Genomic DNA, 12,916 nt, shown 5'->3' with positions numbered 1-12,916 from the left:
CGTCAAAGGTCCCGACCGGGGCCCGACCGGCCCGGGTCGCCGGGGCCGGTCGGCACCTGACGGCGAGCTGTGGCGGCCCGCAGGGCCGATGCCGGGCCTTCAGCGGCGGCCCCCGTGCGTCACCGGCCGAACACTGAGGCCCTTGCGCGTCGTGTTCCGTCATGGCCGCGTCGGCGTGCGGATTCCGGGTGCTCGGCGGTGCCGCCGGGCAGACACTGGAATCGGCCCGTCGGGTGCGGGCCGGATCGCCGTTGTGGCCGTGGTGCGGGCCCGTAGGCCGGCCCGCTGATGCGGTGCCTGGTGGGGGCCCGCGTCACGGCGGGGGCATGTCAGGAGGATTCCATGGCTTCGCGTGAACTCGACGAGAAGACGGTGACCATGCTCGTGGCCGAGGCCACCGCGGCTCCGTCCATGCACAACGCGCAACCCTGGCGTTTCCGGTACGTCGCCGACGAGCGTCTCCTGCTGCTGCGCGCCGACCTCGCGCGGGCCATGCCCCGGTCCGATCCCGGCAACCGGGCGCTGCACATCGGCTGCGGGGCGGCGCTGTTCAACCTGCGCGTCGCCGCCGCGCACACGGGCCTCGCCCCCGACATCCGACTGCTGCCCGAGCCACAGGATCCGCTGCTGCTCGCGGCCGTCCACCTGGCCGACCCGGGCGAGCGACGCTTGCGGCAGGACGACCTGGCGCGGCTGCATGAGGCGATCCGGCAGCGGCACACCAGCCGCCACCCCTTCGCCGAGAAGGACATCCCCGAGGACGTCCAAGCGGCCCTGAAAGATGCGGCGGCGCGGGAGTCGGCCGTCCTGCTCTTTCCCGGCCCCTGGCACGCCGAGACCGTGCTCGACCTGGTCCGCGACGCGGAAAGCCGCGACGTCATGGACTCCGGCGCCCGCGCAGACCTCATCCGCTGGACCCGTCTGGGAGCGGAGGCGGACACCGCCGTCGACGGCGTCCCCGAATACGCCTTCGGCCCGCGCAAACGGGACGGCAAGGCTCCCGTACGGGACTTCGCCGGACGCCGGCCGGTGGCCGACCGCGGCAGCACCGCCTTCGAGCACACCCCGCACCTGGCCCTGCTGAGCACCCCCGGTGACACACCCGCCGACTGGCTGCGCGCCGGACAGGCCCTGGAACGGGTTCTGCTGGAGGCCACCCTGGCCGACCTGGCCACCTCTCTGACCTCGCATGCCCTGGAAGACCGCGAGCTGCGCCTGCTGGCCCGCGACCCGGGCTTGGGCACGGGCCACGTGCAGATGGTGCTGCGACTCGGCTACGGCCCCCGGGGCCCGGCCACCCCCCGCCGCCCGGTAAGAGATGTTCTCGACATCGCGTGACCGAGGCCCCCGGCCCGGGCGGGCAGCAGGACGTGGCTCTCCGGCCGTCGCCGGCTGGCAGACGCCTGGAGCAGAGCGGCGTCCTCCTGGTCATGCCGGAGCGGCGCCGGGTTCCCCAGAGGCATGACTTTGACGTTTCCGCTGAGTAGTTACGTGGCGGTCCACAATCATGCTCCAACTGCTCCGCCCTGCGGGCGCGTCGGATTGGACGCGGGGGCGGGAACGGGCGGGTTGGACGCGGCAGTCTGACGAGCATCAAGCAGGTGGTCTTGGAATTCTGAGTGCCGGAATTGATATACCGGGCCAAGGGCACGCAGGAGACCGATTCGATGGGCGTCGTCGAGGAATGGCATCAGGCTCAGGGGAAGGTCATCGCGCGCGGCCAAATAGCAGGTGGCAACTCGGTGGGCAAGCCATGTTCTGCGGCTGCTGAACAGTCCCACCGACAGCCCCAGACCGCCAGCAAATGCTGCTCCCAAGACAGCCAGGTCCCACTGGTGCTCGACCAGGCCGCAGAGGCTGCCCAAGATTGCGCTGAACACACCGTAGGCCACGAGTCTGACGAGGGATGCATCGCGATCTGCCCGCCAAGATGCGAATGGGGTATTCGAGCGGCGGGACCTTGGGGAGAACTCAGCCCAGGAGTCCAGGGCGAGCGCCAGGGCTGCGGCAATGGCTCCTGGGAAGTACACGAAGAAGCCGACGGTGGGGGTGAAAGGGTCGAGCCACAGCAGATGGGGTAACTCCTCCCTGCGGTGATACCCCCGCTGATTCAACCAGGAGAAGAAGACACCGAACGCCGCGCCGACGAGCAGCCCCAAGCAAAGGTGCAGGGCGAGCCGTCCGATTTCCCTGGGACTCCGCGGGTCGGCGGTAAAGGGGGCATGACCAAATGCCTCGTTCGCTTTCGCGGCAGGCCAAAAGCCCACGAATCCACCGAGGAGCCCGCCGAGCAGGGTGAGCAGGAGCACGTTGGCAGGGCCACCGCCAATGATTTCCCGGTTCATGCTCAGCGCAATGACGGCTCCGGTGATCGCCCCCAGTGGTACGCACATCAGCGCGGTGAGCAGGGGCAGGGCCCGACGCGGCAGGGCCACGTAGGGCAGCCGTGGCCAGTGGAAGTCGCGGTTGCCGTGCGGCGGCGGCTCCGGTGCTCGGTAGGGGTGCAGCCCATCCCGATCTGCCGGGGGCATCTGGTCCAGGTAGAAGGCAAGCGACTCCATCCACCGACGGACGTCACCAGGGGAGTATTCGCGCCGTGGCAGGAAGGGGTGTCTGCCGTTCTGGGAGGGCTTCCTCGCATCAAGGAGCGCAGGAATCAGCTGATCGAAGAGGTGACCGCGCACGGCCTCGACGGATGTGCGTCGGGCGCTGTCCAGCAGCGTGGTGGAGTCGGACTGCGGGTCGGCATGGGTGACACGCAGCAACCACAAGCCGAGTGGCGTCGAGACGACCTCAGCCAGCGCAGCGGGTGGGTCCACCGCCTTGAGCACGTTGAGGATCGGTTCCTGTTGCGCGCTGGGTGGGTGCCAGACACGGCCCAGGTACGCGGCGGCCTCCGCCGGTGTGAACGGGGTCGGCTCGACGACAGCCGTAGCTGGCAGTGCCTGCCCCTGCAGGGCTTCGCGGTAGTGCTCCGTACGGCAAGTTAGGACGAGTTGCTGGTCGTCCACTTCCAAAGCCTCGCGCAGTGCGGACATCACCTGGACACGCAGCTCGTCGGGCAGTTCGTCCAGCCCGTCCAGGACTGGCAGGACGCCTCTCGGCTTGACCAGCTCATCCAGCGTCTCCCTACCGAAGGTCGGCAGCGACGGGTAGTCCCGGGTGAGCCGTGCCTTCAGCCATTTCCGGAGCCCCTCTCTGCCTGTGTCCTCGGGGTTCCAGCCCGTCAGGGTCAGCAGCACGGGAACTGGTTCCCCCGCTTCCCGGGTGCTGAGCAGCTGCCGAAGGAGTTGCACTGCCAGCGTGGTCTTGCCCACCCCAGGGCCGCCGAGGATGACCAGCCGACGTCGCGGCGAGTCTCGGAACTGCTGGGTCAGATCTACGATCCGCTGGCTGGAGCCCGCCGGCGGGGTGCCGATCAGATCGGGGTGAGCAGTGATGCGGTGCGCGGTGGGTCGCCACTGCACGGGCATTAGATAAGTGATGCCCAGCCCCCGACGGGCCGCCTCATCCTCCCAAAATGACCCTACAAGATCGGCGAGTTCCTTCCGGGCAGCCTCCAGGTCAACTGGCGACCGTTGACGGGACCACACCCACAGTCCCCAGGCGAGCCCCGGGAACACTGTGAGGGCAGCCACCAGAGCAGCCACCTTCCCAGCGGTGTCGAGATCGCGCAGCAACACTGCCGTACCGATAGCAGTCAGCCCGGCGGCAAGTCCCAGCATCCCGGCGAGAAACAACTTCTGTCGCCTGCCCGTCCCCCGCATGCCCTCATGATGGCGGGACGCGGTCACGATGTCCCCCGTTTACAGCGTTTCTATGTCGTGCCCGGTGGTGAAACCGTACTGTCGTCGGTGAGCACGAACCCGGTCGCTGCTTATGTCGGGTGAACACCCCGTCGTCGTTGGGATGCAAGGTCACCGGAGCTGGAACGAGACGTGTTCGGCCCCGCTGTCGGGGGCGTCTCACGCATGCCGGTGGCCCCGGTTGGCGTTGAACTCGGCCCAGGCCCTGTCCCACTGCGCCCCGCGACGTACATCCAGCCGTACCCGGGCGATCCACCAGCCGCCCACGACCAGCACGCACAGTCCCGCTCCGGCCGCCGCGCCGAGGGCGGCTCCCTGGGATCTGGCCTGGGTGGGGGTGGGAGGTGCGGGGCGCAGGCGGCCCGCGTCGTCGAGCCACACCGTGGTGGAGGAGCCCGCTTCGCTGCCCGCTGCCACCGGTGCCTCACCGGTCTCGGGCGAGCCGTCGGGCATCGTCCACCGCACGGTCGCCCGCACGAGGTCGTCTGCCGGCCCCGAGAATCGCGACGGAGTCGCCGGGGCGTCCTCGACGACGCGTGCGGCAGAGCGATGCAGGCCCTGCCCCTGGTCGAGCGCGGAGCGCTCGCCGACACCGGCCATCACCACGCCCACCGCGGGCACCATGAGGAGCAGCAGCCCCGCCGCTGCCACGCCGATCCAGGCTTCGGCGACGTCGGAGCGCCGTTTGAGCGGATTGCGCCGCCAGCGCCACAGCAACACCCTGCCATCCCGTGTCAGCATGTGTGCATCCCTCCGGGCACGACGGACACCTGAACATCACGCCTACATTGACAGATCGGCGATCGATGGCGGCAGAGACCAACAGGGTCGTCTTGTGAGGGCCGATCGGCCCCGTTGCCAGAGGCCGGCTGGGATCGGCCGGCTGCCGAAGCGCCGCCGGGCACAATGCCGTTCATGACAGACGAGGCGGGCGATGACACGGATGCCCCTCAACTGGGCGAGGTCGGCACGCTGTTGACGGGCTTCCTGCGCGCCGAGCCGTCGTGATCGAACCGCAGATGCCCGTCTGTACGACCGCATTCGGTGCCTGCCAGGCGGCCGATTCCCCCGTCCCTGGCCGCCGCAGGTGTAGCGCGTACGGCGCGTGGCGCGGCCCGGTCCGGTCGCGTCTCCGGCCGTCCCCCGCGGCCGGACGCGGCATCCCGCTTAACCGGCGTCGACGCCCGGGATGCCATCCCCACCGGCACCGGCACCGGCACCGGTCGGCCGAGCCTGCCGGAGGCGACGATGTCCGCGCGGCAGGCTCAGAAGCCCGGCGGGCCGCGGCGGGCTGCGCCTCACAGCGTGCCGGGCGTTCCCCTGAGTTCCCGCCCGGTGATCATCTCGGACTCGATCCGTACGAACACCGCGTCCCGCAGGGGCATCCAGGAGATGGGACCCGCCTGCGACAGCCGTTCCTGCTCGGCGGAATCGATCACCGCGGTGGCCCGTCCGGTGACGACCACGCTCCAGCCGGACCGGGTCGTCGCGTCGAACTCGTCCGCCTCGAAGGCGACCACGACATCGTCGATGGCGCGTACGAGGTCCGAGTCCGGCGAGGTGCACAGCAGGACGGAGGCGTCCGTGTCCAGGGAGAAGTTGACGGGGAGGACCGCGGGCAGCGCCTGCCGGGTGTAGACCACGCGGCCGACCGGCACCTTGGCGAGCAAGCGCAGGCACTCCTGCCGGTCGAGTGCGCGAAAGGCGTCGTTCTGGAACATCAGCCCATCGTCCCCGCGGCCGCCGTGTGGGGGTAGGGCCACCCGGCCCTACCCCCACACGGCGCGAGGAAGGCCGGTCGCAGCCGTTCTGCGGGAGCCGCGCGAGCCAGGCGGTACAGGGGGCTGTGCGGAGGGACGTCCGGGTCCGGACCCAGGGGCCGTCTGTCCGTCGGTAGGGACTGATGGCCCATGCCTCCGGCGTGTCCTGATGCGGACAGTGGTTGAGGGATGCCGTTCGCCAGGCAACGGGCCTGTGGCGCATGTGCGATCCCGGTGGCGCCGTACCACCATGAAGAGGAAAGGGACGGCCACATGGTCCAGCCGTTGAAGTCGAAGAGCGGCAGCTCACCGTCGAGTACGCCGGTGTCCGGCCGGGCGTGGCTGATGCTGGCCCTGGCCACCGTCGGTTTCGCCGTGAACTTCTGGGCCTGGGCGCTGCTCAGCCCCCTCGGCCCCCGGTTCAAGGACAGCCTCGACCTGACGTCGGTCGAGCAGTCGCTGCTGGTCGCGGTGCCGGTCGTGGTCGGTTCCCTGGGCCGCATCCCGGTAGGCGCGCTGACCGACCGGTTCGGCGGACGGGTGATGTTCCCGATCGTGTCGGCGGTCACCATCGTGCCGGTGCTCTACCTCGGCCTGGCCGGACACTCCTCTCTCGCCGCCCTGCTGGTGGGCGGGTTCTTCCTCGGCATCGGCGGCACCGCGTTCGCCGTCGGCGTGCCGTTCGTCAACGCCTGGTTTCCGCCCGAGCGGCGCGGGCTGGCCATCGGTGTCTTCGGCGCCGGCATGGGCGGCACCGCCATCAGCGCCCTGACCACGGTGAAGCTGGTCGAGGCGAACAGCATGTCCACCCCCTTCCTGATCACCGCCGCGACGCTGGCCGTGTACGCCGTGGCCGCCGCGCTGCTGCTGCGGGACGCCCCCGGCCGCACCGTGCCGACCGAGCCGCTGGCCCGGCGCCTGGCCGTCACCGCCCGGCTGCCCGTCACCTGGCAGGCGTCCGCGCTGTACGCGGTCGCGTTCGGCGGCTACGTGGCCTTCTCCGTCTACCTGCCCACCTACCTCAGGACCGGCTACGGCCTCACCCAGGCCGACGCGGCGAACCGCATGGCCGGGTTCGTGCTCCTCGCGGTGGCGATGCGCCCGATCGGTGGCTGGCTGTCCGACCGGCTGGGCCCGGTCCGGGTGCTGGCCGGCTCGCTGGCCGTGGTCGTGGCCGGAGCCGTCGTGCAGTCCTTCACCCCGGCGCTGGCGCCGGTGGGCACCATCGCCTTCCTGGCCATGGCCGCCGCGCTCGGCGCCGGCAGCGGAGCGACCTTCGCCCTGGTGGCCCTGCGGACCCCGGCCCACCGGGTCGGTTCGGTCACCGGCGTGGTCGGCGCCGCGGGCGGCCTGGGCGGCTTCCTGCCGCCGCTGGTCATGGGCTCGCTGTACGGGGCATACGAGTCGTACGCGATCGGCCTCGCCCTGCTCGCGGTCGTGGCCACCGCGGCGCTGGCATTCACCCTCACCGCCGTCCGCTCGGGGGCCGAACGCGGGGAGCGACAGCCCCGCGCCGGCCGCCAGCGCGGGCACGGCACCACCGCCGGCACCACCGCGTGAAGGCACACGGACGGGACCCACGGGAACGAAGGAAGGGAGAAGACCGGTGTGCGAGTACTGCGGCTGCCAGTCGCTGGCGTTCCCGGCCGCACTCGCCAACCCGAGCACCGAACAGTGGGGAGCGGTCGAGGCCGAGCGCCTGAAGGCGGGCGGCGCCCTGTCCCGGCCCACTCCCTGACCGATCGCACACCAGACCCGGCCCGCCCCTGTACGCAGACGATCTTTACCAAGCCACGTGTGGTCGTGGTGTGGCTTTGACCTTCCGGGGGACGGCGGTCATAGAGTCGTGTGCGGCCGGAACCGATCACAATTCGAACGGGCCGTGGCGCCCGGGGCGGAGTGGCACGGTGAGCACGGAGACCAGCCGGAAAAAGACGCAGGCGGGCCTGGACAGCGATCTGGCGGAGGCCCTGGTGCGCAGCCGCCGCTTCTTCACCAGGGCGGAGGTCTCCGACGACCTGCGCACCCTGCACCGAAAGGGCGGGCGGCAGGCGGACGAGTTCTACCGGGACCGCTGGTCGCACGACAAGGTGGTGCGCTCCACGCACGGAGTGAACTGCACGGGTTCGTGCTCGTGGAAGGTGTACGTCAAGGACGGCATCATCACCTGGGAGGCGCAGCAGACCGACTACCCGTCGGTCGGCCCGGACCGCCCTGAGTACGAGCCGCGCGGCTGCCCGCGCGGGGCTGCCTTCTCCTGGTACACCTACTCGCCCACCCGGGTCCGGTACCCGTACGTGCGCGGTGTGCTGCTGCAGATGTACCGCGAGGCGAAGGCACGCCTGGGGGATCCGGTGGCGGCCTGGGCGGACATCGTCTCCGACCCGGAGCGCGCCCGCCGTTACAAGCAGGCACGCGGCAAGGGCGGCTTGCTGCGGGCCAGTTGGGACGAGGCGGTGGAGATGGTCGCCGCCGCGCACGTGCACACCATCAGGGAGCACGGGCCGGACCGGCTGGCCGGGTTCTCTCCGATCCCGGCGATGTCGATGGTCTCGCACGCCGCCGGTGCCCGCTTCTACTCGCTGCTCGGCGGGGCGATGCTGTCGTTCTACGACTGGTACGCCGACCTGCCGGTCGCCTCGCCGCAGATGTTCGGCGACCAGACCGACGTGCCGGAGTCGGGGGACTGGTGGGACGCCGGCTATCTGATCATGTGGGGCTCCAATCTGCCGGTGACCCGCACACCGGACGCGCACTGGATGGCGGAGGCCCGCTACCGCGGCCAGAAGGTGGTGGCGGTCTCCCCGGACTACGCGGACAACGTGAAGTTCGCCGACGAGTGGCTCGCGGCCCAGCCCGGCACCGACGGAGCCCTGGCGATGGCCATGGGGCACGTGATCCTCAAGGAGTTCTTCGTCGACCGGGCCACGCCGTACTTCACCGACTACGTCAAGAAGTACACGGACCTGCCCTTCCTCGTCGTCCTCGACGAGGCCGAGGACGAGCCGGGCACCTACCGGCCGGGCAAGTTCCTGACCGCCGCCGACCTCGGCGGCGAGCACGCCACGGCCGAGCACGCCGAGTTCCGGACCGTCCTGCTGGACGCGGCCACAGGCCGGCCGGTGGTGCCCAACGGCACGCTCGGCGACCGCTACGGCGAGGCCGGCGCCGGGAAGTGGAACCTGGACCTCGGCGACGCCCGGCCCTTGCTGTCCGCCGAAGGCGGTGACGAGGCACCGGTCGCGGTGGAACTGCCGCGCTTCGACGCTTCCGACGGGAGTGCGGGACGGCTGCGGCGTGGGGTGCCGGTGCACCGGGTGGCCGGGCGTCTGGTGACCACGGTGTATGACCTGATGCTGGCCCAGTACGGGGTGGCCCGTGACGGCTTGCCCGGCCGGTGGCCGGCTTCGTATGAGGATGCCGAGGAGCCGTACACCCCGGCCTGGCAGGCGGCGATCACGGGAGTGGACGCGGGCCGGGCGGCCCGTATCGCCCGGGAGTTCGCCGCCAACGCCGAGGAGTCCGGCGGCCGTTCGATGATCATCATGGGGGCGGGTACCAACCACTGGTTCCACTCCGACACCATCTACCGGGCGTTCCTGACGCTGACCACGCTCACCGGCTGCCAGGGCGTCAACGGCGGTGGCTGGGCGCACTACGTCGGTCAGGAGAAGGTCCGTCCGATCACCGGCTACTCGGCGATCGCTACCGCCGCCGACTGGAACCGCCCGGCCCGGCTGATGATCCAGACCGCGTACTGGTACCTGCACAGCGACCAGTTCCGCTACGACCCGTTCTCCGCCGACACCCTCGCGGCGGCGGGGCAGGGAGGCCCGTTCGCGGGGAAGACCACCGCCGATGTGATCGCGCAGTCGGCGCGGATGGGCTGGATGCCGTCGTATCCGACCTTCGACCGCAACCCGCTGGACCTGGCCGACGAGGCCGAGGCCGCGGGCCGCGACGTGGGTGCTCACGTGGTGGAGGAGCTGAAGTCGGGGCGACTGGGGTTCGCGGGTGAGGACCCGGACGCCCCGGAGAACTTCCCCCGCGTCCTGACCGTGTGGCGGGCCAACCTGCTGGGCTCTTCGGCGAAGGGCAACGAGTACTTTCTCAGGCACCTGCTCGGCACCGACTCGTCCGTCCGTGCCACGGAGGCGCCGCCGGATGCTCGTCCGACGGATGTGGTGTGGCGGGAGGAGGCCCCCGAGGGCAAGCTCGATCTGCTGCTGACGCTGGACTTCCGGATGACCAGCACGACCGTGTTCTCCGACGTGGTCCTGCCGGCCGCGACCTGGTACGAGAAACACGACCTGTCCAGCACGGACATGCACCCCTTCGTGCACGCCTTCAACCCGGCGATCGCCCCGCCGTGGCAGACCCGCACCGACTGGGAAGCCTTCCACACCCTCGCCAAGGAGTTCAGCCGCCAGGCCGCCGACCACCTCGGCGTCCGCAAGGACGTCGTGGCCGCGCCCCTGCTGCACGACACTCCCGACGAAATGGCCACCCCGCATGGCCGGGTCCGCGACTGGAAGGCGGGGGAGTGCGAACCGGTCCCGGGCCGCACCATGCCGAAGCTGGTGACGGTCGAGCGCGATTACGGCGCTGTCGCCGAGAAGATGAGTGCTCTTGGCCCGCTGCTGGACAGGCTGGGCGCCACCACCAAGGGCGTCACCTTCCACGTGGAGGAGGAGCTGGACTACCTGCGCCACAAGAACGGCGTCGTGCGCGGCGGAGCGGCCGACGGGCGCCCGTCGATCGCGCGGGACACACAGGCGTGCGAGGCGATCCTGGCCCTGTCCGGCACCACCAACGGCCACCTGGCCACGCAGGGCTTCCACACCCTGGAAGCCCGCACCGGCAGGCAACTCGCGGACCTGGCGGCCGAGCACGAGGGCAAGCGGATCACCTTCGCGGACACCCAGGCCGCCCCGGTGCCGGTCATCACGTCCCCGGAGTGGTCGGGTTCGGAGACGGGCGGGCGCCGCTACTCGCCGTTCACGGTGAACGTCGAGCGTCTGAAGCCCTGGCACACCCTCACCGGCCGGCAGCAGTTCTATCTCGACCACGACTGGATCACCGCGCTCGGCGAGCAACTTCCCGTCTATCGGCCCCCGTTGAACATGGACGCCCTGTTCGGCGAGCCGCACCTGGGGGATGTCGGGGAGCTGGGCGTGACGGTGCGCTATCTGACCCCGCACAACAAGTGGTCGATCCACTCCGAGTACCAGGACAACCTGTTCATGCTCTCCCTGTCGAGGGGCGGGCCGACGATCTGGATGAGCACGCAGGACGCGGCCAAGGTCGGGGTGAAGGACAACGACTGGGTGGAGGCGGTCAACCGCAACGGCGTGGTGGCCGCCCGTGCGGTCGTCTCCCACCGTATGCCGGAGGGCACCGTCTACATGCACCACGCCCAGGACCGCCTGATCGACGTGCCCCGCACCGAGACCTCCGGTCGGCGCGGCGGCATCCACAACTCTCTGACCCGCCTGTTGATCAAACCCAGCCATCTGATCGGCGGCTACGCCCAGCTCTCCTACGCCTTCAACTACCTCGGCCCGACCGGCAACCAGCGCGACGAGGTCACCGTCATCCGCCGCCGCGCCGACCAGGAGGTGACGTACTGATGCGCGTCATGGCCCAGATGGCGATGGTGATGAACCTCGACAAGTGCATCGGCTGCCACACCTGCTCGGTCACCTGCAAGCAGGCGTGGACCAACCGCACCGGCGTCGAGTACGTGTGGTTCAACAACGTCGAGACCCGTCCCGGCCAGGGTTATCCACGACGCTACGAGGACCAGGACACCTGGAAGGGCGGCTGGGAACTCAACAAGCGCGGCAGGCTCGCGCTCAAGGCCGGGGGCCGGTTCAAGAAGCTGATCCAGATCTTCTCCAACCCCGACCTGCCGTCCCTCGACGACTACTACGAGCCCTGGACCTACGACTACGAGACGCTCACCAACGCGCCCCTTCAGGAGCACACCCCGGTCGCCCGCCCCAAGTCCCTGATCTCGGGCAAGGACATGAAGATCGCGTGGTCGGCGAACTGGGACGACGACCTCGGGGGATCGGCGGCGACCAGAGAGAAGGACGTGCTGCTGAACGAGGTCTCGCAGAAGATCAAGTTCGAGTTCGAGCAGACCTTCATGTTCTACCTGCCGCGGATCTGCGAGCACTGCCTCAACCCGTCCTGCGCGGCCTCCTGCCCCTCCGGCGCCATCTACAAGCGGGAGGAGGACGGCATCGTCCTGGTCGACCAGGACCGCTGCCGCGGCTGGCGGATGTGCGTGACCGGATGCCCGTACAAGAAGGTCTACTTCAACCACCGCACCGGCAAGGCCGAGAAGTGCACCTTCTGCTTCCCCCGCGTCGAGGTCGGCCTGCCCACCGTCTGCTCCGAGACCTGCGTGGGCCGGCTGCGCTACATCGGCCTCGTCCTCTACGACGCCGACCGCGTCCTGGAAGCCGCCTCCACGCCCGATGAGACCGGCCTGTACGAGGCCCAGCGCCAGGTGTTCCTCGACCCGAACGAACCGGGCGTGATCGCCGAGGCGGAGAGGTCGGGCATTCCCCGGGACTGGATCGAGGCCGCCCAGCGCTCCCCGGTCCACGCCCTGATCAACACCTACGAGGTGGCCCTGCCGCTGCACCCGGAGTACCGGACGATGCCCATGGTCTGGTACATCCCGCCGCTGTCCCCGGTGGTCGACGCGGTCCGCGGCACCGGCCGCGACGCCGAGGACCATCACCACCTGTTCGCCGCCGTCGACGCCCTGCGCATCCCTGTCGACTACCTCGCCCAGTTGTTCACCGCGGGCGACCCACAGCCCGTGGACGCAGTGCTGCACCGCCTGGCCGCCATGCGCTCGTACATGCGCGACATCAACCTTGGCCGCGAGCCGAACGACGCCATCCCCAAGGCGGTCGGGATGAGCGGCGAGCAGGTCTACGACATGTACCGGCTGCTGGCGCTGGCCAAGTACGACGAGCGCTACGTCATCCCGCCCGCCCACGCCGAACAGGCCCACAGGCTCGAAGAACTCGCCACCGAGTGCAGCCTGGACTACGAGGGCGGCCCCGGAATGGGCGGCTCCGGCCCCTTCGGCGAGAGCTCCGGCGGCGCCTCCCCGATCGCCGTGGAGAACTTCCACGCCCTGCGCGACCGCCAGACCTCCGACACCCCCGCCACGCCGAGCGACAAGGCCACCCGGGTCAACCTCCTCAACTGGGACGGAAAGGGCTCACCGCCCGGCCTGTTCCCGGATCATCCATCCGGCAGCGGAACCGGTGTCGGCGGAGACAGGGGCGGGGAGGCCGAGCCGAAGCCGTGAAAGCCGTGAAAGCC

At 70.2% G+C, this 12,916-nt stretch carries 8 protein-coding genes; 5 read left to right on the top strand and 3 right to left on the bottom strand.

The features are described from left to right. Positions 1 to 342 precede the first annotated feature (342 nt). Positions 343 to 1,338, top strand: a complete 996-nt coding sequence (locus ACZ562_RS02905; RefSeq protein ID WP_471173508.1) for an Acg family FMN-binding oxidoreductase — start codon at positions 343 to 345, stop codon at positions 1,336 to 1,338. A gap of 167 nt (positions 1,339 to 1,505) precedes the next feature. Here ACZ562_RS02905 and ACZ562_RS02900 read toward each other — a convergent pair whose 3' ends face one another. The 3 genes from ACZ562_RS02900 to ACZ562_RS02890 all read right to left on the bottom strand — a co-directional run bounded on the left by ACZ562_RS02900 (position 1,506) and on the right by ACZ562_RS02890 (position 5,527). After that, the gene (locus ACZ562_RS02900) at positions 1,506 to 3,794 is read right to left on the bottom strand and encodes an NACHT domain-containing protein (RefSeq protein ID WP_471173506.1); all 2,289 of its coding nucleotides are present in this window, start codon (positions 3,792 to 3,794) and stop codon (positions 1,506 to 1,508) included. 171 nt (positions 3,795 to 3,965) lie between these two features. Next, entirely contained in the window at positions 3,966 to 4,547 is a 582-nt protein-coding gene (locus ACZ562_RS02895) for an Rv1733c family protein (RefSeq protein WP_471173504.1), read from the bottom strand. 557 nt (positions 4,548 to 5,104) lie between these two features. After that, a complete protein-coding gene (locus ACZ562_RS02890; RefSeq protein ID WP_471173503.1) occupies positions 5,105 to 5,527 on the bottom strand; it encodes a pyridoxamine 5'-phosphate oxidase family protein in 423 nt (140 codons plus the stop codon). A gap of 384 nt (positions 5,528 to 5,911) precedes the next feature. Between ACZ562_RS02890 and ACZ562_RS02885 the strand changes: the two genes are divergently transcribed. From ACZ562_RS02885 to narH, 4 genes are all read left to right on the top strand, one after another. Beyond that, positions 5,912 to 7,126 (top strand): MFS transporter, encoded by a 1,215-nt coding sequence (locus ACZ562_RS02885; RefSeq protein WP_471173975.1) that lies wholly within the window; start codon positions 5,912 to 5,914, stop codon positions 7,124 to 7,126. Between the two features lie 46 nt (positions 7,127 to 7,172). Continuing rightward, complete coding sequence (locus ACZ562_RS02880) at positions 7,173 to 7,304, top strand: hypothetical protein (protein WP_471173500.1); 132 nt, start codon at positions 7,173 to 7,175, stop codon at positions 7,302 to 7,304. A 208-nt stretch (positions 7,305 to 7,512) separates the two neighbouring features. After that, positions 7,513 to 11,196 carry a nitrate reductase subunit alpha gene (locus ACZ562_RS02875; protein WP_471173974.1) on the top strand — a complete coding sequence of 1,228 codons (3,684 nt, stop codon included), beginning with the start codon at positions 7,513 to 7,515 and terminating at the stop codon, positions 11,194 to 11,196. Then, positions 11,196 to 12,902 carry a nitrate reductase subunit beta gene (gene narH / locus ACZ562_RS02870; protein ID WP_471173498.1) on the top strand — a complete coding sequence of 569 codons (1,707 nt, stop codon included), beginning with the start codon at positions 11,196 to 11,198 and terminating at the stop codon, positions 12,900 to 12,902. The genes ACZ562_RS02875 and narH overlap by 1 nt, the downstream gene beginning before the upstream one ends. Positions 12,903 to 12,916: the final 14 nt, after the last annotated feature.

The sequence above is a fragment of the Streptomyces sp. NPDC040410 genome, assembly GCF_055595715.1.
Note: the sequence above shows the minus strand (reverse complement) of the source record. Positions and strands in the feature narration are given on the sequence as shown.